We start from the raw sequence: 24325 nt of genomic DNA on the forward strand, positions 1-24325 counted from the left end.
GTGGAAACCAGTCGACCAACTTCAGCAATCCTCGACCCTCCCCTGGTTTACTCGGTCCAGTCAAAGAAGCCTTTGCCCGACTTCCGGCCCAGCTCTCCGCGGGCCACCTTGTCCCGCAGCAGCTGAGGCGGCGCAAACCGCTCCCCCAGCGTCGACTCCAGGTACTCGGCGATGCCGAGCCGCACGTCCAGCCCCACCAGGTCGGTGGTCCGCAGTGGGCCGACCGGATGTTTATAACCGAGCACCATCGCGGTGTCGATGTCCTCGGCCGAGGCAACACCGTCCTCAACCATCCTCATCGCCTCGAGCGCGATCGCCACGCCCAACCGCGAGCTCGCGAACCCGGGCGCATCCTTCACGACGACGGGGGTCTTCCCCAGCTGCTGCACCCAGCCGCGCGCTGCAACGGCCAGCTCGTCCGATGTCTGCCGTGCCAGGACCACCTCGATGAGCGTTGAGGCGGGCACCGGGTTGAAGAAGTGGAGCCCGCAGAAGCGGTCGGGGCGCTGCAGTCTCTCGGCCAGGTCGCTGACGGACAGGGACGAGGTGTTGGTCGCCAGCCATGCGGTGGGAGCCAGCCGTTCCTCGACGGCGGTGAGGGCGGCTGACTTGAGGTCTGCATCCTCAGGAACCGCCTCGACCACCAACCCGCAGGACTCGAACGCTGCGTAGTCAACGGAGACGGACACCCGTGCCGAAAGGGTGTCGAGGGTCTCTGTCGTTGTCCCGCGCTGCACGCTTTTTCCGAGTGCGTCGAGGACGCGTTGGAGGGCTGCCTCGGCGGCGTCGCCGTCGCGCTCGACGACCACAACGGTGGCACCCGCCGTGCAGAACGCGTGGGCGATACCCGCGCCCATCCGGCCGCCGCCCAGGACGCCGACGAGGTCGGGGATAGGAACCGTGTCAGAGGTTTCCGGTGCTGGTGTCATTTGTTCTTCCTGTCGAGGAATGCCTGCATCCGGTCGAACTTCGCCTCGGATTCGAACAGTATTCCCTGGGCCAACTGGTCGATGACCGGGTGTGCTTCGGGCGGGGCATGGAACACGGACTTGGTGATCCGGACGGCCAGCGGGTCCTGCCGTCCGATCCGGTCGGCGAGCGCGTTGGCGGCGGGGAGCAAGGCGTCTGGCTCATGGATTTCGGTGATGAGCCTGGCGGCGAGCGCCTCGTCAGCCCCCAGGATCCGGCCCGCGAGCAGGATCTCCTTGGCGAGCGGCTCGCCGACCAGCTCACGCAGCCGCCACGTTGCACCGGCCGCGGCGAGGATGCCAAGGCCAGTCTCGGGATTGCCGATCTTCAGGCTGGGCGTACCGATCCTGAAATCTGCTGCGTAGGCAAGCTCAGCACCTCCCCCGAGCGCGTACCCATCGAGCGCGGCGATCACCGGCATGGGCAGCCGGGCGATCCGGGCGAACAGGGTGGAGTTGATACCAGCCAGGGCATCGTCCCGCCGTCGCTCGCGCAGTTGCGCGATATCCGCCCCTGAGGCAAAGACGCCGTTGCTCCCGGCGAGGATCAGGACCCGGGGCTCTTTCTCCAGAAGGACGCACACTGCATGCAGTTCATCGACCATTGTCTGGTCAATGGCGTTGCGAACCTCCGGCCGGTGCAGCTGGACCGTGAGGCGGTCGCCGTCGTCGCTCACCTTCAGCGTGGTGAACCCAGCCACTAGACGCGCTCCAGCAGCATTGCGGTGCCCTGGCCGACGCCGACGCACATGGTCGCCAGTCCGATCGCCCGTCCCTCGCCACGTGCCTCACGTTCGAGGCGGCCCAGCAGGGTGATGGCGAGGCGCGATCCGGAGGAGCCGAGGGGATGTCCGAGGGCAATCGCGCCGCCATCCCGGTTCACCACTTCCTCATCGAGTCCCAGCCTGCGGATGCAGGCGATCGACTGGGTGGCGAAGGCTTCGTTAAGTTCGACGGCGGTGAGGTCGCCGATGCCCAGGCCGGTGCGCTGAAGCACCTTCTGGGTGGCGGGGACCGGGCCGATGCCCATGATCGCCGGCGGCACGCCCGCCGATGCGCCATCGAGAATGCGGGCGCGGGCTGCGAGTCCCAGTCGGTTTACCGCCGCTTCTGAAGCGACGACGATAGCCGAGGCGCCGTCGTTCAGGGAACTGGAGTTGCCGGCTGTGACCACCCCGTCGCGTTTGACGACCGGGCGGAGGCCCGCGAGTACGTCGAGCGTGGTGTCAGCGCGAGGACCCTCATCGGTGTCGACGAGGACCTCCCGCTTCCCTGCACGGGTGGGCACCGGCACGATCTCGTCGCGGAAGTGGCCCGCCTCGATGGCGGCGAGGGCCCGTTGATGGGATCGCAGGGCGAAGGCGTCGGCTTCGTCACGGGTGATCCCGTCGACCGATGCGAGCTCCTCGGCCGTCTCAGGCATGGAGTAGGTGGTCTTGTCCTGCGCCGCGAAGATCGGGTTGGTGAAGCGCCACCCAATGGAGGTGTCGAAGACGTCGCCCGGCTTAGCGAAGGCCTTGGCGGGTTTCTCCATTACCCAGGGGGCACGGCTCATGGATTCCACGCCGCCGGCGACGACGATATCTGCTGCCCCGGACTTGATCATGTGGGAGGCCATGATGATTGCTGACAGGCCTGACGCGCAGAGCCGGTTGACGGTGATGCCGGGAACCGTCTCCGGCAGGCCGGCGAGCAGGGACGCCATCCGGGCGACGTTGCGGTTTTCCTCACCGGCTCCGTTGGCGTTGCCGAAGATTACCTCGTCGATTTCCCCGGGGTCGATTCCCGCGCGGGTTACGGCTTCGCGGATCGCCAGTGCCGCCAGGTCGTCGGGCCTGACTCCTGAAAGGGCCCCGCCGTAGCGTCCTACCGGGGTGCGAACCCCGCCGACCAGAAATGCCTCGGCCATGCCTGCCTCCAGAATCATCAGCGATTTTGTTAGTCCTTCGGCCAGCTCAATTACTGACCGTTCGTTCTATATTACAGACGTGCCCAAAAAAGTGGCGTTGCCGCACACACGTTGTTGCCACACCACTCGCCTGCTGGTGAGGCACTTTCCCTGGGCGGCCCGGGTCTAGCTGGGCGATCCTGCGACCCGTCCGGATTCCAGCCGCAGCTCACGCCCCGTGGGAAGGGTCGAGAACCACCGCCGCAACTCGCGGTCGTGACTGGCGATCACCAGCGTCCCTCCGTAGCCAGCCAAGGCCTCCTCGAGTTCCCCCACCAAGACGGGCGCCAGATGGTTGGTCGGCTCATCGAACAGGATGACGTCGTAGCGCCCCACCAACAGGCGGGCCAGTGCGAGCCTCCGATACTGCCCGGCGGACAGCGATCCCACAGGCACCAGGAGGTCAGCGGTGCGGAACAGGCCCAGGTTCAGCAGGCGATCCGCATGCTCCTCCAGATCCCCGATGAGCCCGGAGGCAAAGGCTGGCAGCAGGCGCATTGACGGTTTCCGGTGTGGACGCAGTTCCTGCGGAAGGTACCCCAGGTGTCCGCGCTGGGCGAGGGTGCCCCGGTCCACGGGACACACCCCGGCCATGACCTCGAGAAGGGTGGTTTTGCCCGCCCCGTTGGGTCCGGTGACCAGGAGGTTGTCCCCCGCCCCGACAGCCAGGGCCTCCACGGCGAGTCGGTCGGCTACCGCCACGCCGTCCAGTTCCAGAACCGTACCAGTGAGCGACTGGCACCCGAACTGTGCTGAGAGTGTCAGTGGCTGCGGTGGCCGGTCCACCGGGTGTTCCTGGAGTCGGCGCAGGCGTTCCAGGGCGTTGCGTTTCTGGCTGGTGATTGCTTCCTGGACCGTTCCCTGCTTGAAGTCGTAGCCCATCTTGTCCCCGTCGCGTCGCCGACCGTAACCCATCCGGCCCTCGACCGCCGCGGCCTTGGCCCGTTCAGCTTCCTTGGCATCCATCCACTGCTGGTAGTCCTGTTCCCAGCGGCGCCGCTCGGCGGCCTTGGCCTGCAGATACCCGTGGTACCCGTCACCATAGCGGCGCAACTCCCGTCGGTCGCCATCGACCTCGATGATTGTCGTGGCGAAGGTGCGCAGGAACGAACGATCGTGGGAGATGGCAACGACGGCGCCCCGGTGGGTGGCCAGCTCACGCTCCAGCCATGCGACGGCGTTGTCGTCGAGGTGGTTGGTCGGTTCATCCAGCAGCAGGATGGCGGCGGGATCCGCGAGCAGGCAGGCCAGCGCCAGACGTTCCTGCTCCCCACCGGACAGTGTGTTGAGGGTGCGGTCCCGCTGCAGACCACCCAGGCGGAGCTGGCTGAGCGCAGCATCAACCCGTGAATCGACGGCGTAGCCATCATGGAGGTCGTATGCGGATTGGGCCGCGCCATAGCGTTCAAGCTCGTCGGAGTCAGCGACAGCCAGCGCGGCCTCCCGGGTCCGGAGCTCCGCCTCGATCGAGCGGATCCTGGCCAGCGCCGTATCGATGACCGTCTGCACCGTGTCGGTCGGAGCATGGTCGAGGGTCTGCGGCAGGTGGCCGACTGCCCCGTGCACGGAGACCTGACCGCCGTCGGGAGACTCCAGCCCCGCGATGAGCCGCAGGAGGGTGGACTTCCCGGCACCGTTTTCACCGACCACTGCTACCCGTTCGCCGCTGCCGATTCTCAGATTGACGTGATCCAGCAGCAGGCGATCGCCGTAACCATGGGACACCTCGGATAGCTCTATGTGTTCGCTCACGGGGGTTCCTCATACTGTGGAAGGGGGCACCGGTGGGACGGCGCGTCATTGTCACGGCGCACGGTGGGCACCGACTGCACGGGCGGGGCGGCTAATTCCACATGCCCCCAGCGTGCCCCGGGACGGTGGGCCCGTCAACCCGCTGGTCTGACGGGGAGCCCAGCTATCGGATCCAGTGTGACCGCCCCAGGGCTTGTTGCCAGCCCTGTGAAGCCCTACCCTAGTCCCATCCCTCGGGGGCAGCGATGGAATCGGCACTTCAGGAACTCCTCTCCCGCAGGAGTGATGCCTGAGACAGCACTTTGCTTTCCCACTACTGATGAAACTGGCGTTCCGGCCAGGAATTGCTCGCACCCTCCTAGGAGTTCACATGACCGACCCCGTTCCCAGCCTCCCCAGCCGCGTGTGGGCAGTTGCCACGGGCGACCCATCCCGGCGCGTGCTCACGTGTGCGGCCGCTGCCGCCCAGGTCCTCTTGCCAACGGTCTACGGTCCACGCTTCAACGGGGAGAACGCTCCACCGAACGTGATTCAACCGGCCCCTTACACCTTTACCGTTTGGTTCCCCATCTTCGCCTCGTCCATCGCCTACGCGGTCCACCAGGCCCTCGGCCCGGCCCGGAACATGGACATCTCGCGTGCAGTGGGCTGGCCTCTCGCCGGGGCGTTCGCCGCCACCGGTATCTGGGCGCCGCTCGTGCGATCCGGCAAGTTCTGGAGCGCCCAGGGAGCGCTGGTCACAATCGCTGTGCTCGCAGAGTTGGGACGCCGCCGAATCGCTCATGCAGAGCTCAAGGGCGATCTGACCACCGCAGAGGTGGCTGCGGCCGCCCCCGCAGCGGGAATGCTCGCGGCCTGGGGTCAGGCAGCATGCGGAGTCAACATGGCAGCCATGCTCGTCAGCAACAACCTTGTCCCCGCCGGGCCGAAAGCCGCCACCGCAGGAGCGGCGCTCCTCGCGGGGCTCGGCGTGCTCGGCACCAGAGCTGCGGCCACGCCGGAACGCACCAGCGTCTCCTCCCGTTTCTACATCGGCACTCTCCTCTGGGCATTCGCCGGTGTGATCATCGGGCAACGCGGTCGTTCCCGGTCCGCAGTTGCAGTGGCGGCCGGAGCGGCCGCCACTATATTGACCGTCACCGCACGTGATCGCTTGGAATCACGTTCAAGCTGACAACTGATTCGAATGACGAGGGTTGAGCGGGCAGCTGCGGGGACGGTGCCAGTGATGGTGTGTGATGTCCCGCGTGGCACGTCGTCGAGTGCTGGATAGCCTGGTCGGGGTCAAGCCCGGATAGGGGTGACTGATCCCGAGATCAGGGCGGTGGTGGCGAGGAGTTCCACGTTGATGTGGCTACGGCGTCCCATTTCGATTCCTTGGGTGATCGTCAATCTGTCGCCGGTTGTGGCACGGCCAAGGTTTGCAAGGTAACCGGCGAAGGCTGCTGCCGCTGCACCTGTGGCTGGGTCTTCGATGACTCCACCCCACGGAAACGGGTTCCGTGAGTGCCATTGCCCGGCACCGGTGGGGGCGATGAGTTGGACGGTCACCCAGTTTTGCGCCAAACAGAGGGCCCGGAGTTTCTCAAAGTCATAGTTGAGCCTGGCAAGCCGCGAGGTGTTGCAGGCGACGAGCACCGGGTGATGGTTGCCGCCGAATCCGATCGCCGGCGGGAAGTCCGGATGCAGATCCGTGCCGTCCCACCCGAGATGGTGGAGGACATCTTTTAGCTGACCAGCAGTTATGGGTGAGCTTGAGATGGTGGGGCTCTGGAATGCGCCGCTGGTCCCTGCGTCAGTCGTGGTGGCTGACGCAAGAACGTTTCCCACCCTGGTATCCAGTGTGAAATCCCCGAAACCTAGTTCATGACCCAGCGCCACAGCAGTGGAGATGGTCGCATGACCACAGAAATCGACCTCGCCCCCGGGTGCGAAATAGCGGACTGTCAGCACGGTCTTGCGCTGGAGGGAAGAGATCACGAACGCGGTTTCGCTATACCCCACATCGGCCGCGATGCGCTGCATGTCCTCGGCGCTTAGATGCTGTGCGTCGAGGACAACTCCGGCGGGGTTTCCACAGTCGGCACGGTCCGTGAAAGCGGCATACCGGTCGATCTGAGGAGCAGGCATGATGGTCAGGGGGTCTCCAATCATTCGGCGAGGCCCCGTTGTGGACACCATCACTATTCCACCCTTTCAGGTACCCCCACCGGAAACGAAGCATCCACCGCCGGTAAACACAGGGTTACAGTCGCAGGGTTGAAGTTCAGACTTTCGCTAGCCCTCTTATCAGGACTCCTCGATTTCGAGACTGAAGGTTAGCTTGAGCGCTTTGCCGTGGCCACGGCGTGGTCGTCCTTGTCATCTGCTCCGCGGGTTTTGAGCAGACTCGCGACGGTCGCCACAGCGATGGTTGCGGTGATGAAGAGCAGCGAGAACCAGATGGGGATTTCTGGTACCCAGAGGAGCGGTTCCCCGCCGTTGATGAAGGAAAGCTCGTTGACATGCAGTGCGTGGAAGACGAGCTTCACGCCGATGAAGCCAAGGATAACGGCCAGACCCTGGGCAAGGTAGACCAGACGCTCAAGCAGCCCTCCGATCAGGAAAAACAGTTGACGCAGACCCATCAACGCGAACGCGTTGGCGGTGAAAACGATGTAGGCCTCGTTGGTCAGACCATAGATTGCAGGAATCGAATCGACAGCGAAAATGAGGTCCACAAAGCCAATCGCGATGATTGTCAACAGCATGGGCGTGACGAACCGCTTCCCGCCCTGCTTCACAGTGAGTTTGTCCTCGTGGTACTCATCAGTGACCGGCAGGACCCGGCGTACCAGTGTCATGAACTTACCGTTAGCCGGATTGGATTCGTGGCTGCCAAATGCTTGCCGGTACGCCAAGACAAGCAGCAGAGCGCCGAAGATATAAAAGACCCAGGAGAAGTTCTCGATCAGGGCCGCCCCGATGGCGATGAACCCGCCACGCAGGATCAGGGCAATGATGATCCCGATCATCAGCACCTTCTGCTGGTACTTCTTTGGCACAGCAAATCCGGCCATCACGATGAGGAAGACGAATAGGTTGTCGATCGAGAGTGCCTTCTCGGTGAGATACCCGGCGAAGTACTCGCCGCCGAACCTCCAGCCGGAGACCACTCCGATTCCGACGCCGAACAGTAGCGCTAGTCCGATATAGAACGCGGACCAGCGCGCCGATTCTCCGATGGATGGTTCGTGGGGTTTACGCACGTGGGCGAAAAACTCGTACACGAAAAACAGGATCGTCACAGCGATAGTGATGAGCCAAATTTGAGGGGTGATTTGCATGAGGGGACTCCCAGGGGTGTAGGCGCTGAACAAATACGCCAAGGTCTCCTCCGCCCGGACGGCACCGGTACTGACGACCCGGGATGCTTCAGTGCATCCGTATTGACGGGCCGATCACAGACGGGAGTACTCCCCTTGATAGAGAAGATTCTAGCTCACCGAAAACCATGCTCTCTACCGCGAGTGCCCGGGGGCGGCCCCCTCCCACGGACAAATGCTGGCCGCTATGGGGTGGTTGCCGCAGCCGTACTTCCCTACTGTCGGTGCATGACCTACAACATTCAGATCACTTTCGACTGCACCGATACTCACCGGCAGGCGGATTGGTGGGCTGAAATACTCACCGGCAGGCGGATTGGTGGGCTGAAACGCTTGGCTGGGTGGTGGAGCCCACGGACCAGGCCTTCATCGATGACATGCTGGCCAAAGGCTGGGCTCAACCTGACGAAGTGGTGGTGCACAACGGGGTGCGGGTCTGGCGGGACGGCGCAGCTATCTGCCGTCCCGGCCAGGAGGGCACCCCTGGCCGGTTGCGCATGCTCTTTCAACCGGTCCCCGAACCGAAAACCGCAAAAAACCGCTGCCACCTGGACATCAACCTCGACGGCGACGACAAGGACCAACTCCGGTCCCGGCTTGAGGGACGGGGCGCCCGGTTCCTCTACCAGGCGAACCAGGGGCCGCACATCTGGTACACGATGGCCGACCCCGAGGGCAACGAGTTCTGCATTGGCTGACGCTGGCTAAACGTCCCGCCTCCGCAACACCACGCCCGCTGCTGCAAGGCTGAGAGCCCCAGCGGCGGCTCCCGCGATCGTGGCCGTCACCCCGGGCAGAACGGGGGGCGTGGACACCCCCGTGTCGGCCCCTCCCACGGGCAGCTGACCCACCTGCGGTGCGGGGTCCGGCGTGGGCGACGCAAAATCGATGAAGCAGGGGTAGGTTCCATCCGGGAACACAATGGAACCGGGGTTGACGGCACACAGATTGTTTCCGTTGGCGTCAAGCAGGCCCCCGGTCACGAAGGTGACGGTGTTCGGGTCGATCACCGTCGCCTCGTCAAAGGGAACGAACACAATCTCATCGGAAGCTCCGAGGGCCGCCGGGGCGCCCGCGAGAGCGATCACAGCCGAGGCCGCCGCGATGGCGAGGATTTTAGTGAGTTTCATGACTCCCCCTTGATGTCGGCTGCCCCTCTTGGCCAGCTCTCACGCGCCAGCTAACCAAACACCAAGAAAAACCGCCAGCCCTCGTGGTTTCCCTCTTCCGGCCGATCGCAGCAGACCGACCTGATCACATGAAGGGCCCGCCGCGAAGTTACACTCGATGGGTGACTATCGACCTTCCCCCACAGGTTTCAGACCTCTTCGACCCTGCCCGCTGGCGACTCGTCTCCGGGTTTGGTGACCTCCAGGACATCACCTACCACCGGCAGGTTGAGCGGGCCGTGGATGGGAAGACGCGGGATCTCCCCACCGTGAGAATTGCCTTCAACCGGCCCGAGGTCCGCAACGCCTTCCGCCCCGGGACCGTCGATGAGCTGTACCGGACCATGGATCATGCCCGGATGACCTCCGACGTGGCCACCGTGCTGCTTACCGGAAACGGTCCGTCGCCCAAGGACGGCGGTCACTCCTTCTGCTCCGGCGGTGACCAGCGGATCCGCGGGCGCGACGGCTACCGCTACGCCGACGGCGAGACCAGCGAAAGCGTCGATCCTGCCCGTGCGGGACGGCTCCACATCCTGGAGGTGCAGCGACTGATGCGCACCATGCCCAAGGTGGTCATCGCCGTCGTCAACGGGTGGGCAGCCGGCGGTGGGCACAGCCTGCACGTGGTGGCGGACCTCACGATCGCGTCCCGCGAACACGGCAAGTTCAAACAGACCGATGCCACGGTGGGCAGTTTCGACGCCGGTTACGGGTCTGCCCTGCTGGCCCGGCAGATCGGCCAGAAGAAGGCCCGCGAGATCTTCTTCCTCGCCCGCGAATACTCAGCGGATGAGATGGTCGCCATGGGCGCCGTGAACGAGGCGGTGGACCACGCGGAACTGGAGACCACGGCGCTGCAGTACGCCGCCGACATCGCGCGGCAGAGTCCACAGGCTATCCGGATGCTGAAGTTTGCGTTCAACCTGGCCGACGACGGCCTCGCCGGCCAGCAGGTCTTCGCTGGCGAAGCCACCCGGATGGCCTACATGACCAATGAGGCGGTCGAAGGCAAGGAAGCCTTCCTGGAAAAACGGGCACCAGACTGGTCCGCCTACCCCTACTACTTCTAGGCCACCATGGAACTGCTCCCACTTCACACCCCGCCCGGATCCGACCCCCATGCCCTCCTCGCTCCGTTGGCTGCTGCCCTCGCCGGTGAAGGCCCAGCCATTGCTCCCCATCTGGATCAGGGGCAGACCTTCGATGGTGAACTGCCCAACGACGAGATAGCCGCCGTCCTCAGCACCTCCGGCTCGACCGGGACGCCCAAGCAAACCATGCTCAGCGTCGACGCGCTCGCCGCCTCGGCGATGGGCACAGCCCTGGCGCTGAAGGCCGAGGGCCAGTGGCTTCTCACCCTTCCCGTGCACTACGTGGCAGGGTTCCAGGTCCTGGTCCGATCGCTGTACGCCGGCACCCGCCCCTGGGCCATGGACCTGGCGGCACCGTTCAGCGCCGAAGCGTTCACCGCAGCCGCTGGCGAGCTCACCGACAAGGTTCGATTCACCTCGCTGGTACCCACCCAACTGCACCGGTTGCTCCAGGATCCCCGTCCGGAAACACTCCAGGCGTTGCGCCGGTTCAACGCGATCCTCCTCGGGGGCGCGCCCGCATCGGCGAGCCTCCGTGAGGAAGCGCGACGGCAGGGGCTGAACCTGGTGCTCACCTACGGGATGAGCGAGACCTGCGGCGGCTGCGTCTACGACGGCGTCCCGCTGGAGGGAGTTGACCTGATCAACGAGGACGGCCGGCTGTGGATCAGCGGTCCGGTCCTGGCCGACGGCTATCTGGGACAGCCCGAGCTCAGCGCCGACCGGTTCAGGTTCAACTCGGGCCGCCGCTGGTTCAGAACCGATGACACCGCTGACCTTACCGGCGGGAAACTGTCGGTCTCCGGCCGGATCGACGACGTCATCGTTACCGGGGGCGTCAAGGTGTCTGCCACCGCCGTCGCCTCCGCCATCGAGTCGATGCCCGGGGTGCAGTCGGCTCTGGTGCTGGGCATCGAAAGCGCCGAGTGGGGCTCGGAGGTGGCGGCCGCCGTCGTCGGCCAGGTAAGCCCCGACGACGTGCGCCGGCATACGAAGGCTGCCCTCGGCGCGCACGCCGCGCCGCACACCATCCTCACCCTCGCATCGCTGCCGGTGCTGCCCAACGGCAAACCCGACCGGCTCGCCGTGCTGGCCCTGCTCGAACGCGCCGGCGCCTAAACCTCCCGCCCCGAAACAAAGGACAACACCGTGGCTACTGCCGCACAATGGCTTGAGGGCGCCCGCCCGCGAACTCTCCCGATGGCTATCGCACCGGTAATCGTGGGCTGTGCCGCCGCCTTCGACCTCGGGGCCTTCAAACCCGTCAACGCTGCCCTGGCGGCCTTCGTCGCCATCCTGCTGCAGATCGGCGTCAACTACGCCAACGATTACTCCGACGGCGTCAGGGGCACCGACGCGGACCGGGTCGGCCCGCTACGCCTCACAGGATCCGGGGCCGCGCGGCCGGAACAGGTGAAGCGGGCAGCCTTCGCGTGCTTCGCGCTCGCGATGATCGCCGGCGGTGGGCTGGTGGTACTGTCCCAGGCCTGGTTCCTGCTGCTCGTGGGAGTGGGCTGCATCGCGGCGGCCTGGGGCTACACCGGCGGCAGGAAGCCGTATGGGTACCTGGGTCTGGGCGATGTCTTTGTGTTCGTCTTCTTCGGGCTGGTCGCGACACTCGGCACCACCTACACGCAGGCCGGTCAGCTGAGCGCTGCGGCGTGGATCGGCGCGATCAGCACCGGCCTCATCGCGATGGCGCTCCTGATGGCCAACAACGTCCGGGACATCCCAACCGACCGTGAGGCGGGGAAGATCACCCTGGCTGTCCGACTTGGTGACACCACGGCGCGGATCACCTACGTGATGATGCTTGCCGTCGCGCTGCTGCTTCCGGTGCTCCTGGTCTTCAACCACCCGTGGGTGCTACTGGTGCTGCTCCTCGTCCCGGCCTGCCTGATGCCGAGCCGGTTGATGCTCAAGGGTGAGCAACGGAGCAGCCTGATCCCGGTGCTCAAGCAGACCGGCCTGATCAACCTCGGGTTCAGCGTCCTCTACGGGGCCGGCCTTATCCTGACGACTATCATCGCGTCCTGACGCTTCCTACCCTGCGGACCCCGGGGCCTAAGGGCGGGGTTTGCGGTCGGGGTTCACCGCTGCGTTGGGGTCGTACGCGTCCTCAGCGGCGGCGTCGTCGAGCTCGGCAGGGTTGCGCTGCGGCGGCGCTCCGTCCCGGAACCGGCGTTGCAGGGAGGCTGCGGCGGCGTCCCGCTGGGAGCGGAAAAACAGGTAGGTCACGCACCAGGCAAGGATTGCTGCTGCGACGGCCGAGAAGATGGCGCCAAGGCCGAGCCAATAGGCAATAACGAAGAACACCACGACGAGGCCGAGGCGGAGGGCAGTGAATTTGAAGAAGGGCACTCATCAAGTTTACTCGCCTACAATTGATAGATGCCTCGCCTGTTGTTGTTTCTCATCCTCGTTGCAGTTGCCGTTATCGTCTACGCTCTGATCGACTGCATCATGACCAAGGCGCACTCGGTGCGCAGCATCTCCAAACCCGCGTGGATCCTCACCATTGCCCTGGTACCGCTTCTCGGTGCGGGACTGTGGTTCCTCTTCGGCCGTCCCCGGCCCAGTGGCACCCGCGGACGCACCCGCCCCGCTCCCCGCCATCCCACCGCACCCGACGACGATCCCCAGTTCCTCCGGAACCTTGAGGCAAAGCGTCGGCAGCAGGCCCGCGAGAAGGAAATCCGGCGCAAGGAGCAGGAGCTGCGCGCAGCCCAGGAGAAGAAGGCCCGCGAGGAACAACAGAAGAAAGACGGGGAAACCGACCCCGAGCCGGGTAGCCAGACCGCCTGATTCCCTCGCCGTCACGGACTTCCCGGCTACGTCGTGGCGGCCTCCCTGCGGCGCCGTCGTTGTCGGATCGGTGACACCTGAGGCCCACCGACCGCCCGAGACAAAAAGTGCAGCCACTCCGTAAGGGGTGGCTGCACTTTTCTGACTGGTCGGTTGCCTCGCTAGGCGTAGCTGTGAAGGCCCGAGAAGTAGATGTTCACGATCGTGAAGTTGAACACGATGCACAGGTACCCGATGATGCACAGCCAGGCGGCGCGGGTGCCGGTCCAGCCACGGGTGGCCCGGGCGTGCAGGTACCCGGCGAAGACGACCCAGATGACGAAGGTCCAGACTTCCTTCACGTCCCAGCCCCAGTAACGGCCCCAGGCCTCTTCAGCCCAGATGGCGCCGGCCATCAGGGTGAAGGTCCACATCACGAAGGCGAAAGCGTTGATCCGGTAGGAGAGGTTCTCAAGGCTCAGAGCCGACGGAACCAACCGCATGAACGGGGCGCGGTCCACACCGCCGGCGGCAAGCTTGCGGATCCGGCTCGTCTGGATGAGCTGCAGGACTGACATGGCAAAGGTCAGGGTGAACAGCGCCGAGGCGGCTACCGCCACCGAGACGTGAATAATGAGCCAGTAGCTCTGCAGGGCGGGAACCACGTTGCCGGCCGGGGTGAAGAAGCCGATGGTCGCAGCGCAGAGCATCACCAGGGTAAGACCGACCACGAACGTACCGAGGAACCGGAGGTCCTTCCGAATCAGCGCGATGAGGAAGACGAGCACCACCACCAGGGCGCCGGTGGTACAAAACTCGTACATGTTGCCCCAGGGAACCCGGTTGGTTGCCAGCCCGCGGGAGATCACCCCGGCCGCGTGGATCAGAGCGGCGATGACGGTGAGGACGACGGCGATGCGCGCCAGTTTCCGCCGGCCCGAGTAATCCATCGAATCGTCGGCGGTGGTGTCAGCTTCGAGACGGGCAGCGCCGCCACGTGCCGAGGGGCCACCGGTACGGTCCGCCCCCACCAGCACCTTCTGCTCGGCCTGCTGGGATGCGGCGAGATTCTCCTCCACCGCGCGGATTCGCTTGCTGCTCTTTACAAGGTCAAGCGTGAAGACAATGAAGGCGACCGTGTAGGTGAGCGCAGCGAGCAGCATGAAGCGCTCACTGAACTCCCCCAGGGTCTGGCTGATTGGTGGCATTAGCTTTCCTTACCGGTTTCTTGCCTGGTGTGACGCGTGTTCGATGTTCGTGCTGCCTGGTGCGCCAAGCTTCCCATTTTGCTCCTCAACGGGCTCGTCCACCAGCCACTGCGCTCGGAGCGCCTTCTCGATCGCAGCTCCCTCACCGGTCAGCCTGTGGTCCTCGCCCCGCGCGAGTAGTCCGTACTCGAGCATGGTGCGGCCATCGGCGTGGGTGCCGGTTCGCACCCAGACCCGCCGCCGTCCGATAAACAGCGATGCCGTCAGCCCGGCCAACGCGAGGGAGGAGAACACGAGGGCGCCCAGCTGCCCGGGATCGTGGCGGATGTCGACGGCGATGTAGCGGTCCAGCCCGTCAAAGGAGATCGAGCCCTTGCCCTCGGGAAGATCGTAGGTCTGTCCGGCGCCAAGGACAATCCCGCCCTCATCGCTGGTGCGGCTGTTCAGCTCGGTCAGGTCCTCGGTGTCGAGGACGTAGACGCTGCGCGGTTCGCCGTCGTCGAGACCGAGGTCACCGTAGTAGGAGTTGAGGTTCAGCTGGGGGTTGAACGGGTCAGGATCACGGGAGAAGGCTACGCCGTCCTCGCCCACAAAGGCTGTGGGAAGGAAGAATCCGACGAAGCCCAGCTGGTCTGGTGCGGCGTCCGGGGCCTTGACCACGACAAGGGAGGTGAAGAGTCCGTCCTGCGGGATGGTCACCACCGGACCCTGCATGGCGATGTCGCCGTTGCCGTCGCGGACGGTGACCACCGGCGCGTAACCGTTGCCCACCAGGTAGATGCCGGTACCGCCAATACTCAGCGGAGAGTTTACCTTGAGGACCTGTTCTTCCTCGTCGGCATCCGGCCCGTCCTTGGTGGTGACGTTGGCGGTGAAGTCGAGGGGCTGCCCGTAGTGGGTTTCCTGGCGGTCGAACTGCACGTCGAAATTGTCGAGGCGCAACGAGTAGGGCTCCAGCTGGCCGGCGGTGAAGTTGGCTCCGGGGGTGAACGTGTCGTAGCCGACGAGCGTATTGACGAAACTGTCACCCTCGACGATGATTTTCTGCCCGCTGTAGCCAAAAAGACCGCCAACTGCCACGGAGACCAGCACGCCGATCAGCGAGAAGTGGAATACCAGGTTGCCGACTTCCTTGAGGAAGCCGCGTTCGGCGCCGACGGAGGGCTGCGCGGAGTCGGTATCCCGGAGGTCCACCCGGTAGCCGCGCTTTTTCAGCATCGCTGCGGCGTTAGCGGCAGCGGACGCCGCAGTGATCGGGGAGCCGCCGGACTGTGTGGAGGCAGGAAGGACCAGGGTGCCGTAGATCGGCATCCTCGAGAGCTTTCGGGGTGTCCGGGGTGGCTTTGATTTCATGGCCCGGCCGTGGGCGAGAGCCCGCGGGATGACGCAACCGATCAGGGACACGAAGAGCAGCAGGTAGATCGCCGAGAACCAGACCGAGGAGTAGACATCGAACAGCTGGAACCAGTCGAGGATCGGCCCGGTGTCCGGGTTGTCCTGAATGTACTGGGTGACTACTGCCGGGTTGGCTGGACGCTGCGGGAACAACGATCCGGGCACCGCTGCGACCGCAAGGAGCAGCAGCAGAAACAGTGCGGTGCGCATGCTGGTGAGCTGGGTCCAGCCCCAGCGCAGGCTGCCGAGGAAGCCGAGGGCCGGTAGAGCGACGTCGGGTTTACCGCCGTCGGGAGTGTCGGGGGTCATTGTCTGCCCCCTTTCAAAGTGGTCAGAAGTCATTAGATGGGAAGGGTCACCCCGCCGAGCCAGTTCTGCAGTTCATTGATCCAGAGCGTCCAGACGCCGGTTGCCATGAGCAGGCCAACCACCACCAGCATCCCGCCTCCGAACCGTTGCAGGGCCAGGCGGTGCTTCCGGAAGAACGCCATGGCGCCCATGCCGCGCCGCACCCCTAGCGCAATGAGCAGAAACGGCAGGCCCAGTCCGAGGCAATATACGAAGGTGAGGGCGGCGCCCTTCGCGGCGCTGGCGTCGTCGTTCGAGAAGGCGAGCAGCTGCACCGCCGACAGGGTGGGCCCGATGCAGGGTGCCCAGCCCAGCCCAAAGGTCAGACCCAACAGGGGCGCACCCCAGAGTCCGGTCGGTACTTTGGTGTGGAGCTTCTTCTCGGTCTGGAACCAGGAGAAACCTCCCATGAAGATCAGGCCCATGAGCACTACCACCACACCCAGCACCGGGATGAGCCAGCTCTCCGACCCGACCATCCAGGCGCCCAGCTGGCCGAACAGGGCGCCGTACGCCATGAAGACCACCGAAAACCCGAGCACAAAGAGGGCGATCCCGGTCAACATCCGGCCGCGCTTCTGCTGTTCGAGGTCGACGCCGGTCAACCCTGTGACATAGCCCAGGTAGCCCGGGACGAGCGGCAGGACGCAGGGTGAGGCGAACGACACCAGGCCAGCCAGCAGGGCCACAGGGAGCGCCAGAAGCATCGACCCGTTCAGCACGGTGTCGGCGAACGCGTTGGAGGTAGCCGTCGGAAGTGAACCCCCGACGGCGGCATTGAGGTGCAGCTGAAAAGTCACTTGTGTCTTACTCGGCCAACGCGGCGTCGATGAGAGCGGCCAGCGTGCTCTTGTCGGCCAACCCGAGGATCCGCGCTGAGACACGGCCTTCCTTGTCGATCACCAGCGTGGTGGGGACCGCCTGCGGGGGCACATAGCTGGTCATTGCCAGCAGTACCCCACCATCCTGGTCGTCCAGGCTTGGGTAGGGAATCTCAAAGCTGCGCTCGAAAGCCTCGGCTGTGCGCTGCGTATCGCGGATATTGACCCCGTAGAACTCGGTGCCAGCCGACGCGTATTCGTCATGCAATGCCACCAGGTCGGGCGCCTCCTCGCGGCAAGGCGCACAAGCCGCGTACCAGAAATTCACCACCGTGACCTGGCCGGCCCACTCCTCAGAATCCACTACCGTGCCGTCGTACTGCGTGCCGGTGATGGCGAGCGGCTCACCGCGGTCACTGGCAGCGTATTCGGTCACCGATCCGTCGCCGGCGATGTAGTTCTTGTTGTCCCCGACGGCGGCTTGCTGCGCGAGGGGGTCGTCAGCGGCGCACGCCGAAAGGGCGAGTGAGGCAGCCAGCCCAAGAGCCAGCGCGGCACCCAGCTTTTTCAGGCGCCCGGCAGATCGGTCAGATTTCTTCACAGCTTCTTCCACAGTTCTACAACGTGTAGTAATTCTATTATGCTCCCGGCAGGTTCGCCGCACCGGGCAGCAGATCCGCGCACGGCTCGTGGTAGCGCACCCCGATCAACCGCTCGCCATCAAAATCCAAAGACGTGACGGAGGTGAGGGTGCACTCGCGGTCACGGGGGTCGTGCCAGAGCCGACGGTCCTCAGCGGCCAGGCGGGAAACCCAAATCGGCAGCTGGTGGCTGACCACGATCGCCTCGGCCGGGCCGGAGGTTCCGGCAGCTTCTGCCAGCGTGACAGCGCTCCACCGCGCGTCATCCACGGCCGACTTCATCCGCGCGACCTGCTGGCGATAGGGCTCCCCCCAGGATGGCCGGAAGGGATTTGCAAGGAGCGGCCAGTAGCGGGGGTGCTTGAGCTGACGGACTACCTGCGACATGCCCTCGAAACGGCTGAACGCCTCAATCACACGCCCATCCGTCCGCACTTCCAGGCCAAGCCGTTCAGCGATCGGAGCAGCGGTTTCCTGCGCACGTGTCAATGGTGATGCCACGATTCGCACGATGTTTGCACCCTCGGCGGCGCTTTGCGCGAAATGCCCGGCAACCCGGGCTGCCATCTCATGCCCCAATTCGGAGAGGTGAAATTCGGGCAGCCGTCCATAGAGGACGCGGTCGGGATTATGGACCTCACCGTGGCGCACGAGGTGAACGGTAGCTAGGGACATGCCTCTAGTTTCTCAGAGTTCGCTCATGCCTCGAAATCCGTGCCGGGTGCAGCTCAGGAACCATTTATTTGAACATTCAAGTAACTTGAGGAATAATCAATGCAAATGCATGCTTATTCTGAGTAGCGGCCTCCCGGCAGCGACAGCAGCATCACCGAGACGGCACCACGATCAGGAGAACTACCATGGCAATTCCCACCGGACTGAACAACGGCACCTGGACCCTCGATGGCTCGCACAGCGAGGTCGGCTTTACCGTGCGGCACGCTGGCATCAGCAAGGTGCGCGGCAACTTCGACACCGTCGATGCAGCCATGCAGGTGGGCTCCTCGCTGAGCGATTCCAAGATCACCGCGACCATCAAGACCGCATCCTTCAACTCCAACGACGAGAACCGCGACGCCCACGTGCGTGGCGAGGACTTCTTCGACGTCGAGCGTTTCCCCGAGATGACCTTTGAGTCGACCTCCATCGACGGCTCCGGCGAGACCTACAAGCTCTCCGGCAACCTGACCATCCGCGACACCACCCTTCCCGTAGTCTTCGAGACCGAGTTCAACGGAGTTGCAGTGGATCCCTTCGGTGCAACCCGCGCCGGCTTCTCCGGCAAGACCGTGATCTCCCGTAAGGACTTCGGCCTCACCTGGAACGCAGCGCTCGAAGCAGGCGGCGTCCTGGTCGGCGACAAGGTCACCATCAACCTCGATGCAGCGTTTGTAGCACCAGCAGCCTAAGCATCCCTCTCAGTGGCTGCCCTTCCCCATGGGAAGGGCAGCCACTGTTGTTTCATGCTGCCTCTTGTCTAATGCTGCCGACGCTCGGCCCTCCGGGCTAGGGTTGATTTTGGGACCCCGCAGGGTCTGCACCAGTCAGTCTCAAGTGAAGAGGAAACGGCAATGAGCACACCTCCCAACGACCCCAACTACGGCCAGGATCAAATGCCGCGCGATCCCTCGGCGGGACAGTCCGCCCCAGGCCAGAACGCGGCGGGCCACACTTCGTCGCCGTACGGATCGCCCAGCAATCCGCCCGCCAGCTACAACTACCCGGGGAACATGAGTCAGGTCGCCATGACGGAAAAGGGCCCGGCCCCCCAGGAAGTGAAGCGGGCTTTCTGGTTGATCATTGCTGCGGGCGCGCTCAGCCTGATCTCCAGCATCCTCAGCGCAACGTCAACGCAGCTGGAGGGCCTCGGTGCCGGCGCGGCAACCGCGATTACCGTGGTCTTCGCCGCCATCGCGACCGGCATCTACATCCTGCTGGCGATCTTCATCCGCAAGGGTCACAACTGGGCGCGGATCACCGCGGCGGTGCTGGCCGTTCTCTCGGTGCTGAGCTACCTCTTTGGCCTGCTGTCGGCATCAATCCTTGAGGGCAGTGAGCTGTTGCAAGGCCAGGAGATGGTCACACCAGGGCCGCTGCAGACCATCCTGAACATCGCTGTGCTGCTGCTCGGGATCGCCGGCGTCGCGATGACCTTCCTGAAGCCGGCCCGGCCGTACTTCCAGAAGCAGACCGCTCCCGGCCAGTATTAGATAGGCCCGAGCGGGAAACCGACTGCGCGAAACCTTCAGGCCTGAAACCTGCTGGGCCGAAACCTACTGGGCCTGAGACCTACTGGGCCGAACGGGCGCGGGAGCCATCTGTGATCTCCGGCTCCTGCGCCCGCTGTGCGTGATAGGCAAGGATTTGCAGCTCAGTGGCCATGTCGACCTTGCGCAGCTGAACCCCATCTGGCACCTGCAGCACCACCGGGGCGAAACTCAGAATGCTCGTGATTCCTGCCGCGACCAACCGGTCACATAGCGATTGCGCCACCGCCGCCGGCACGGCGAGGACCGCCATGTTGGCCCGGGTCCGTTCCAGCACCTGCTCCAGGTCGGTAACCGGGCTGACCCGCAGCCAGCCCACCTCCGCTCCGACAATGAGCTGGTCGGCGTCAAAGAGGGAAACAATCTCGAATCCCCGGGACTCAAACCCGGAGTAACCGGCGAGCGCCCGGCCCAGGTTGCCCGCCCCCAGGATGGCTACCCGCCAGTCATGGGTCAGGCCGAGCGCCGCCGAGATCTGCCGGTTCAGATATTGCACGTCATAGCCGACACCCCGTGTGCCGTAGGAGCCTAGGTAGGACAGGTCCTTGCGCAGGATCGGAGAGTTGACACCAGCGGCCTCCGCCAGGCGATCGGAAGACACCCGTTCCGTGCCTTCCGCCAGAAAGGAATTCAGGGCGCGTAAGTAAATGGTCAGGCGCGTCAGGGAGGCGCTCGGGATCTGGCGTGCGGCGTTGCCGCTCATCGACAGTCTCAGCTCGGGTACTTCCGGCGTCGTCACTTTCCATCGCTCCGTTGCTATCCACCAGCCGCTCAGGCGGCAGGGTTGCACGACGCCGGACTAGCCGATGCCGTGGGTAACTCCACTGTAGGGTGCCGAGTGGACCGCACAAAGCTGGCAGTGGCCGACCGAACAGTCACGGGGTCAGCAGCGACCGAAGTCGCCGTTCGTCAATCTTCCAGAAGTCCCGCTGCACACCATCAATGAACAGCACCGGGATCTCCTCGGCAAACTGGTCGAGCAGATCCGCCCTCTCCGCCGTCGACAGTTCCCGCCAGGGCATACCTAGATCGCCGCATACCAACTCGACCACGGCCCGGGCATCGGTGCACAGATGGCAGTCGGGCCGGGTGAGCAGCTCCACACGGCGTGCGGGTGCCCCGTTCCCTGGCGGGCCGGACTGGTGTGTTGGGATCATGCCACCAAGTTACCGCCTCTCCGATCACCGCGCGGCATCGGACCGGGCCCAGACTCAAGTGATTTAGACTCAGAGCATGTCCGTTGCCAGCACCGGACCCCTGCGCGTGATCCCAGGGGTAGCCGACACCCTCCCCGGCCCAGGAGGAGATGCCGCTTTCTTCGACGTCGACAACACCATGATGCGCGGCGCCAGCCTTTTCCACGTGGGACGGAAGATGTATCAGCGCAGGGCATTCACCCTCCGGTTCGCTACCGGGCTGGCGTGGAAACAACTCCGCTTTGTCATGCGTGGCGAGAACATGACCGACATCAATTCAGTGCGTGATGCGGCATTGGCCTTCGCCATCGGCATTGCCCATGAAGATGTGAAGGCTCTGGGCGAAGAGGTCTACGACGAGATGATCGCCTCCAAGATCTGGCCCGGCGCCCGCGCCCTGGCCGAACAGCACCTCAAGTCAGGGCGACGCGTCTGGCTTGTCACCGGGACACCCGTGGAGGTGGCCAGCGTGATCGCCAACCGGCTGGGTCTGACCGGCGCGCTGGGCACGGTAGGAGAAGTGGCTGATGGCCTGTACACCGGGAAGCTCGTGGGCGAGTTTCTCCACGGGCCGGCCAAGGCGGTTGCAGTTCGCGCCCTGGCGGAGAAGGAGGGCCTCAATCTGCGGCGGTGCTGGGGATACTCAGATTCTTTCAATGACATTCCACTGCTGAGCATCGTGGGGCATCCGGTAGCGATCAACCCGGACCGCAAACTGCGGCGGCATGCCCGCGAGAACAACTGGCCAATCTACGACTTCCGCAGTGGCCGCCGGGCCGCAACCCTGGGGCTGAAGGCGGCCACGGGCGCGGGGGCGGTCTACGGACTCTGGCGCGGGTTCACCAGGATGCGCGGGAACTAGGCAGCGCCCGGTTAACGCTCAAGGGCCCGTCACCGAAGTGACGGGCCCTTGAGCAAAACTGAAACTACTTCTTGTTGCGACGCTGGTGACGGGTCTTACGAAGCAGCTTGCGGTGCTTCTTCTTGGCCATACGCTTGCGGCGCTTCTTAATTACTGAACCCATAAAGTCCTCACAAACTGATCTTCGATTTCCGACCCGGCCCGGGTGGGGCCAAGGACCGGATTCTGACAATAACGCAACTACCTACGCGGATCGGCCTTCCCGCAAGGCGGGCACACAGCCAACAGCGCGTAAAACGCTCCTTAACAGGGTACCGCTAATTGTGACCTCTCCCGACCGGGCCTACATCGTGCGCATCGGGCACCTGGGCACCCGAGGACAACTAGCCAGTTTCGGAGTGATCGTCCACTACCGCGCCCCGGACGAACTGTTCGACCGCCGATTCCGGGACCCGGTAGGACCGGCCGAAGCGTACTGCTGGCATTTCACCGGCGTGAATCAGGCGATAAACGGTCATTTTGGAGACCCGCATCATGTCGGCCACCTCGGCTACGGTCACAAACCGCACATCCGAGAAGTTGCTCACTTCTACCATCACACCTTGCTCCTAAAAACTGAGGCTTGCACCCCCAACGTGTGCAGTCTGAGGCGTGCCTTGTGGCAGACCAAACGGCGTTTCACCACGTGAAGGGAAGATTCCGCCACCTAATATTCTAGTGGCTGATGTGACTAAAGTGAAAGTGCCATTGGACCCTGTAGGGCGAGGCGGGAGCCGCCGTGTCAGTCGCGTCGACGCCGCAGTTTCGGCAGTTGCGCGAAGAGATCAGCAGCGCGTTCGGCCGCCCTCCCCACGGTGCGCCCGAACGCCTGCTGACCGGCTAGATCGGTGGCAGGGTCAACGGCGGTCGCCAGCACCGTTGACGGGCGGGGAGCAACTCCGGCCAGTTCAGGCTCCGCTGGCGTCCGGGCCGGGAGGTCGAACGAACCCAGCCAAAGTTCTATCTCTCGCAGAGGCGCGGGGTTCAGTGAATAATAACGGCGCTGTCCCTGGGCCCGCATGGACACCAGGCCTGCAACGCGCAACACCTTCAGGTGCTTAGATACTGTCGGCTGGCTGACCTCGAGCTCGTCGACCAGCTCGCCAACCGCCTTGTCCCCCGCGCGGAGCGACCCGAGGATCTCCCGGCGGGTACCTTCGGCGACGACGGCGAAAACATCCTCAATGACCATTCCATTACCCTAGCGGCATATATGCGGTCGATGCTAGTCAAACCACGGATCAAGCCCGTGCAGCGGAAAAATTGCCTTGCGGGTGGCCATCACCGTGCGGTCCAGCTCATCATTCGGATCGTAGCCGACCTCCCAGGAACGCCACCAGGTATCAGCGCCGTCACCCATCAGCAGGGGCACGGTCGCCCCGTACTGCTCGAGCACGTATGAACGCCAGGCCTCGGGCACCGGGGTATGGGGACCGATTGACGCACCGGCGGCCACCGCGACCAGTGTTGACCAGACGCGGGGCACCACGCTGGTGAGGTTGTAGCCACCTCCGCCGGTGGCGATCCACCGCCCCTCGCAGATCCGTGCTGCCAGGTCACTGATACTGACCATCAGGTCGCGTTGGGCATCAACACTGATTCTGAGGTTGGTCAGCGGGTCGTCAACATGGCTGTCGCAGCCGTGCTGGCTCAGGATCACCTCGGGCTGGAATGCCTCTGTGAGCGGCGGAACCACCGCGTGGAACGCCCGGAGGAGGGCGCCATCGCCGGCCAGCGTCGGAAGCGCGACATTGACCGCGTATCCTTCGGCCCGCGGCCCTCCGATTTCGTTGGCAAACCCGGTCCCCGGGAACAGGGACATGCCTGTCTCATGCAGTGAAATGGTCATCACCCGCGGGTCATTCCAGAAGATACTCTGGGTTCCGTCACCGTGATGGGCGTCGACGTCGACATAGAGGACCCGTTGTGTCCCTGAGTCGAGCAGCCGCTGGATGGCGGCGGCGGCGTCGTTATAGATACAGAAGCCACTGGCCAGTGAACGGCCGGCGTGATGCATCCCGCCACCGAAGTTCACCGCGTGCACTGCGCGCCCAGCGACGATTGCGTCGGCGGCGGCGAGTGATCCCCCGACCAGCCGCGCGCTGGCCTCGTGCATGCCGACAAACGCAGGATTGTCCGCGGTGCCCAGGCCCATGGCCTGATCCGCCTGCCCGGGATCCACTCCGGCTGTCCGCACGGCGTCGATGTAGTCGTCGTCGTGCACGGTCGCCAACTCGGTGTCGCTGGCCACGAACGGTGGGGTGAGGGTGACGGCCTGATGGTCGAAGAGCCCCAGGTCAGAGGAAAGCCGTGCCGTGAGCGCCAGCCGCTGCGGGTTCATCGGGTGCGTCGGGCCAAAGTTGTAGGCCAGCATTGAGTCGTCCCAGACAACGCTGGTGGGGAACGACGCGGATTCGCTACTCATCACTGACAGGGTACGTGATGTGCGGGATGTCTGGACACGCTGG

General features: G+C 64.5%; 28 protein-coding genes. 9 read left to right on the plus strand and 19 right to left on the minus strand.

Going from position 1 to position 24325, the window contains the following annotated elements; translation table 11 throughout:
- Positions 1–47 precede the first annotated feature (47 nt).
- The 4 genes from IWX64_RS01465 to IWX64_RS01480 form a co-directional block, all read right to left on the minus strand.
- Positions 48–929 (minus strand): 3-hydroxyacyl-CoA dehydrogenase family protein, encoded by an 882-nt coding sequence (locus IWX64_RS01465; RefSeq protein WP_196865367.1) that lies wholly within the window; start codon positions 927–929, stop codon positions 48–50.
- A complete protein-coding gene (locus IWX64_RS01470; protein WP_196865368.1) occupies positions 926–1669 on the minus strand; it encodes an enoyl-CoA hydratase/isomerase family protein in 744 nt (247 codons plus the stop codon). Before IWX64_RS01470 ends, IWX64_RS01465 begins: the two co-directional genes overlap by 4 nt.
- Positions 1669–2877 (minus strand): thiolase family protein, encoded by a 1209-nt coding sequence (locus IWX64_RS01475; RefSeq protein ID WP_196865594.1) that lies wholly within the window; start codon positions 2875–2877, stop codon positions 1669–1671. Before IWX64_RS01475 ends, IWX64_RS01470 begins: the two co-directional genes overlap by 1 nt.
- Before the next feature lie 165 nt (positions 2878–3042).
- Positions 3043–4668 carry an ABC-F family ATP-binding cassette domain-containing protein gene (locus IWX64_RS01480; RefSeq protein WP_196865369.1) on the minus strand — a complete coding sequence of 542 codons (1626 nt, stop codon included), beginning with the start codon at positions 4666–4668 and terminating at the stop codon, positions 3043–3045.
- 370 nt (positions 4669–5038) lie between these two features.
- On the opposite strand from IWX64_RS01480, the gene IWX64_RS01485 reads away from it, so the two are divergent.
- Positions 5039–5842, plus strand: a complete 804-nt coding sequence (locus IWX64_RS01485) for a hypothetical protein (RefSeq protein ID WP_196865370.1) — start codon at positions 5039–5041, stop codon at positions 5840–5842.
- Between the two features lie 110 nt (positions 5843–5952).
- Here IWX64_RS01485 and IWX64_RS01490 read toward each other — a convergent pair whose 3' ends face one another.
- Positions 5953–6798 carry a PhzF family phenazine biosynthesis protein gene (locus IWX64_RS01490; RefSeq protein WP_196865371.1) on the minus strand — a complete coding sequence of 282 codons (846 nt, stop codon included), beginning with the start codon at positions 6796–6798 and terminating at the stop codon, positions 5953–5955.
- Between the two features lie 188 nt (positions 6799–6986).
- Entirely contained in the window at positions 6987–7994 is a 1008-nt protein-coding gene (locus IWX64_RS01495) for a TerC family protein (RefSeq protein ID WP_196865372.1), read from the minus strand.
- A 380-nt stretch (positions 7995–8374) separates the two neighbouring features.
- Here IWX64_RS01495 and IWX64_RS01500 point away from each other — a divergent pair, with 380 nt between their 5' ends.
- Complete coding sequence (locus IWX64_RS01500; protein WP_334683075.1) at positions 8375–8731, plus strand: VOC family protein; 357 nt, start codon at positions 8375–8377, stop codon at positions 8729–8731.
- Positions 8732–8737: 6 nt separating this feature from the next.
- On the opposite strand, the gene IWX64_RS01505 is transcribed toward IWX64_RS01500, so the two are convergent.
- A complete protein-coding gene (locus IWX64_RS01505; protein ID WP_196865373.1) occupies positions 8738–9163 on the minus strand; it encodes a hypothetical protein in 426 nt (141 codons plus the stop codon).
- Positions 9164–9291: 128 nt separating this feature from the next.
- On the opposite strand from IWX64_RS01505, the gene IWX64_RS01510 reads away from it, so the two are divergent.
- The 3 genes from IWX64_RS01510 to IWX64_RS01520 are packed head-to-tail and all read left to right on the plus strand — an operon-like array spanning position 9292 to position 12333.
- Entirely contained in the window at positions 9292–10275 is a 984-nt protein-coding gene (locus tag IWX64_RS01510) for a 1,4-dihydroxy-2-naphthoyl-CoA synthase (RefSeq protein WP_442859018.1), read from the plus strand.
- A 6-nt stretch (positions 10276–10281) separates the two neighbouring features.
- Positions 10282–11415, plus strand: coding sequence for an AMP-binding protein (locus tag IWX64_RS01515; protein WP_196865375.1), 1134 nt, complete (start codon positions 10282–10284; stop codon positions 11413–11415).
- A gap of 30 nt (positions 11416–11445) precedes the next feature.
- Positions 11446–12333, plus strand: coding sequence for a 1,4-dihydroxy-2-naphthoate polyprenyltransferase (locus tag IWX64_RS01520; protein ID WP_196865376.1), 888 nt, complete (start codon positions 11446–11448; stop codon positions 12331–12333).
- Between the two features lie 27 nt (positions 12334–12360).
- On the opposite strand, the gene IWX64_RS01525 is transcribed toward IWX64_RS01520, so the two are convergent.
- Positions 12361–12657, minus strand: coding sequence for a DUF4229 domain-containing protein (locus tag IWX64_RS01525; RefSeq protein ID WP_196865377.1), 297 nt, complete (start codon positions 12655–12657; stop codon positions 12361–12363).
- 30 nt (positions 12658–12687) lie between these two features.
- Between IWX64_RS01525 and IWX64_RS01530 the strand changes: the two genes are divergently transcribed.
- On the plus strand, positions 12688–13101 hold the full coding sequence (locus IWX64_RS01530; protein ID WP_196865378.1) for a PLD nuclease N-terminal domain-containing protein: 414 nt from the start codon (positions 12688–12690) through the stop codon (positions 13099–13101).
- Between the two features lie 161 nt (positions 13102–13262).
- On the opposite strand, the gene ccsB is transcribed toward IWX64_RS01530, so the two are convergent.
- The 5 genes from ccsB to IWX64_RS01555 all read right to left on the minus strand — a co-directional run bounded on the left by ccsB (position 13263) and on the right by IWX64_RS01555 (position 18168).
- On the minus strand, positions 13263–14288 hold the full coding sequence (gene ccsB / locus IWX64_RS01535; protein WP_196865379.1) for a c-type cytochrome biogenesis protein CcsB: 1026 nt from the start codon (positions 14286–14288) through the stop codon (positions 13263–13265).
- A gap of 9 nt (positions 14289–14297) precedes the next feature.
- Positions 14298–15992, minus strand: a complete 1695-nt coding sequence (resB, locus tag IWX64_RS01540; protein WP_334683080.1) for a cytochrome c biogenesis protein ResB — start codon at positions 15990–15992, stop codon at positions 14298–14300.
- 32 nt (positions 15993–16024) lie between these two features.
- Complete coding sequence (locus IWX64_RS01545) at positions 16025–16738, minus strand: cytochrome c biogenesis CcdA family protein (protein ID WP_196865595.1); 714 nt, start codon at positions 16736–16738, stop codon at positions 16025–16027.
- Between the two features lie 100 nt (positions 16739–16838).
- On the minus strand, positions 16839–17453 hold the full coding sequence (locus IWX64_RS01550) for a TlpA family protein disulfide reductase (protein ID WP_196865380.1): 615 nt from the start codon (positions 17451–17453) through the stop codon (positions 16839–16841).
- Positions 17454–17490: 37 nt separating this feature from the next.
- Positions 17491–18168, minus strand: a complete 678-nt coding sequence (locus IWX64_RS01555) for a histidine phosphatase family protein (protein ID WP_196865381.1) — start codon at positions 18166–18168, stop codon at positions 17491–17493.
- Between the two features lie 185 nt (positions 18169–18353).
- On the opposite strand from IWX64_RS01555, the gene IWX64_RS01560 reads away from it, so the two are divergent.
- Together IWX64_RS01560 and IWX64_RS01565 are read left to right on the plus strand one after the other, a co-directional pair.
- A complete protein-coding gene (locus IWX64_RS01560) occupies positions 18354–18902 on the plus strand; it encodes a YceI family protein (RefSeq protein ID WP_196865382.1) in 549 nt (182 codons plus the stop codon).
- Between the two features lie 162 nt (positions 18903–19064).
- Entirely contained in the window at positions 19065–19703 is a 639-nt protein-coding gene (locus tag IWX64_RS01565; RefSeq protein WP_196865383.1) for a hypothetical protein, read from the plus strand.
- A gap of 79 nt (positions 19704–19782) precedes the next feature.
- Here the strand turns inward: IWX64_RS01565 and IWX64_RS01570 are convergent, their stop codons facing one another.
- Positions 19783–20463 carry a redox-sensing transcriptional repressor Rex gene (locus IWX64_RS01570; RefSeq protein ID WP_196865596.1) on the minus strand — a complete coding sequence of 227 codons (681 nt, stop codon included), beginning with the start codon at positions 20461–20463 and terminating at the stop codon, positions 19783–19785.
- Positions 20464–20635: 172 nt separating this feature from the next.
- Complete coding sequence (locus tag IWX64_RS01575) at positions 20636–20917, minus strand: glutaredoxin family protein (RefSeq protein WP_196865384.1); 282 nt, start codon at positions 20915–20917, stop codon at positions 20636–20638.
- A gap of 76 nt (positions 20918–20993) precedes the next feature.
- Between IWX64_RS01575 and IWX64_RS01580 the strand changes: the two genes are divergently transcribed.
- A complete protein-coding gene (locus tag IWX64_RS01580) occupies positions 20994–21818 on the plus strand; it encodes an HAD family hydrolase (RefSeq protein WP_245345553.1) in 825 nt (274 codons plus the stop codon).
- Positions 21819–21882: 64 nt separating this feature from the next.
- Here IWX64_RS01580 and IWX64_RS01585 read toward each other — a convergent pair whose 3' ends face one another.
- From IWX64_RS01585 to IWX64_RS01600, 4 genes are all read right to left on the minus strand, one after another.
- Positions 21883–21981: a 30S ribosomal protein bS22 gene (locus tag IWX64_RS01585; protein ID WP_003792170.1), complete on the minus strand. Its 99-nt coding sequence runs from the start codon at positions 21979–21981 to the stop codon at positions 21883–21885.
- 220 nt (positions 21982–22201) lie between these two features.
- Complete coding sequence (locus tag IWX64_RS01590; protein ID WP_196865598.1) at positions 22202–22414, minus strand: helix-turn-helix domain-containing protein; 213 nt, start codon at positions 22412–22414, stop codon at positions 22202–22204.
- A gap of 185 nt (positions 22415–22599) precedes the next feature.
- Positions 22600–23049, minus strand: coding sequence for an ArsR/SmtB family transcription factor (locus IWX64_RS01595; RefSeq protein ID WP_196865385.1), 450 nt, complete (start codon positions 23047–23049; stop codon positions 22600–22602).
- 33 nt (positions 23050–23082) lie between these two features.
- Positions 23083–24282 (minus strand): acetoin utilization protein AcuC, encoded by a 1200-nt coding sequence (locus tag IWX64_RS01600; RefSeq protein ID WP_196865386.1) that lies wholly within the window; start codon positions 24280–24282, stop codon positions 23083–23085.
- Positions 24283–24325: the final 43 nt, after the last annotated feature.

This window comes from Arthrobacter sp. CAN_A212 (assembly GCF_015752345.1).
Classification (GTDB): Bacteria; Actinomycetota; Actinomycetes; order Actinomycetales; family Micrococcaceae; genus Arthrobacter_D.

What these genes read in the sequence shown, in the direction of transcription:
- IWX64_RS01465 (WP_196865367.1), bottom strand. Translation starts at nt 929, where the DNA reads ATGACACCAGCACCGGAAACCTCTGACACGGTTCCTATCCCCGACCTC.
- IWX64_RS01475 (WP_196865594.1), bottom strand. Translation starts at nt 2,877, where the DNA reads ATGGCCGAGGCATTTCTGGTCGGCGGGGTTCGCACCCCGGTAGGACGC.
- IWX64_RS01485 (WP_196865370.1), top strand. Translation starts at nt 5,039, where the DNA reads ATGACCGACCCCGTTCCCAGCCTCCCCAGCCGCGTGTGGGCAGTTGCC.
- IWX64_RS01490 (WP_196865371.1), bottom strand. Translation starts at nt 6,798, where the DNA reads ATGCCTGCTCCTCAGATCGACCGGTATGCCGCTTTCACGGACCGTGCC.
- IWX64_RS01495 (WP_196865372.1), bottom strand. Translation starts at nt 7,994, where the DNA reads ATGCAAATCACCCCTCAAATTTGGCTCATCACTATCGCTGTGACGATC.
- IWX64_RS01505 (WP_196865373.1), bottom strand. Translation starts at nt 9,163, where the DNA reads ATGAAACTCACTAAAATCCTCGCCATCGCGGCGGCCTCGGCTGTGATC.
- IWX64_RS01510 (WP_442859018.1), top strand. Translation starts at nt 9,292, where the DNA reads ATGAAGGGCCCGCCGCGAAGTTACACTCGATGGGTGACTATCGACCTT.
- IWX64_RS01515 (WP_196865375.1), top strand. Translation starts at nt 10,282, where the DNA reads ATGGAACTGCTCCCACTTCACACCCCGCCCGGATCCGACCCCCATGCC.
- IWX64_RS01530 (WP_196865378.1), top strand. Translation starts at nt 12,688, where the DNA reads ATGCCTCGCCTGTTGTTGTTTCTCATCCTCGTTGCAGTTGCCGTTATC.
- ccsB (WP_196865379.1), bottom strand. Translation starts at nt 14,288, where the DNA reads ATGCCACCAATCAGCCAGACCCTGGGGGAGTTCAGTGAGCGCTTCATG.
- resB (WP_334683080.1), bottom strand. Translation starts at nt 15,992, where the DNA reads ATGACCCCCGACACTCCCGACGGCGGTAAACCCGACGTCGCTCTACCG.
- IWX64_RS01545 (WP_196865595.1), bottom strand. Translation starts at nt 16,738, where the DNA reads ATGCTTCTGGCGCTCCCTGTGGCCCTGCTGGCTGGCCTGGTGTCGTTC.
- IWX64_RS01555 (WP_196865381.1), bottom strand. Translation starts at nt 18,168, where the DNA reads ATGTCCCTAGCTACCGTTCACCTCGTGCGCCACGGTGAGGTCCATAAT.
- IWX64_RS01560 (WP_196865382.1), top strand. Translation starts at nt 18,354, where the DNA reads ATGGCAATTCCCACCGGACTGAACAACGGCACCTGGACCCTCGATGGC.
- IWX64_RS01565 (WP_196865383.1), top strand. Translation starts at nt 19,065, where the DNA reads ATGAGCACACCTCCCAACGACCCCAACTACGGCCAGGATCAAATGCCG.
- IWX64_RS01570 (WP_196865596.1), bottom strand. Translation starts at nt 20,463, where the DNA reads ATGAGCGGCAACGCCGCACGCCAGATCCCGAGCGCCTCCCTGACGCGC.
- IWX64_RS01575 (WP_196865384.1), bottom strand. Translation starts at nt 20,917, where the DNA reads ATGATCCCAACACACCAGTCCGGCCCGCCAGGGAACGGGGCACCCGCA.
- IWX64_RS01580 (WP_245345553.1), top strand. Translation starts at nt 20,994, where the DNA reads ATGTCCGTTGCCAGCACCGGACCCCTGCGCGTGATCCCAGGGGTAGCC.
- IWX64_RS01585 (WP_003792170.1), bottom strand. Translation starts at nt 21,981, where the DNA reads ATGGGTTCAGTAATTAAGAAGCGCCGCAAGCGTATGGCCAAGAAGAAG.
- IWX64_RS01590 (WP_196865598.1), bottom strand. Translation starts at nt 22,414, where the DNA reads ATGGTAGAAGTGAGCAACTTCTCGGATGTGCGGTTTGTGACCGTAGCC.
- IWX64_RS01595 (WP_196865385.1), bottom strand. Translation starts at nt 23,049, where the DNA reads ATGGTCATTGAGGATGTTTTCGCCGTCGTCGCCGAAGGTACCCGCCGG.
- IWX64_RS01600 (WP_196865386.1), bottom strand. Translation starts at nt 24,282, where the DNA reads ATGAGTAGCGAATCCGCGTCGTTCCCCACCAGCGTTGTCTGGGACGAC.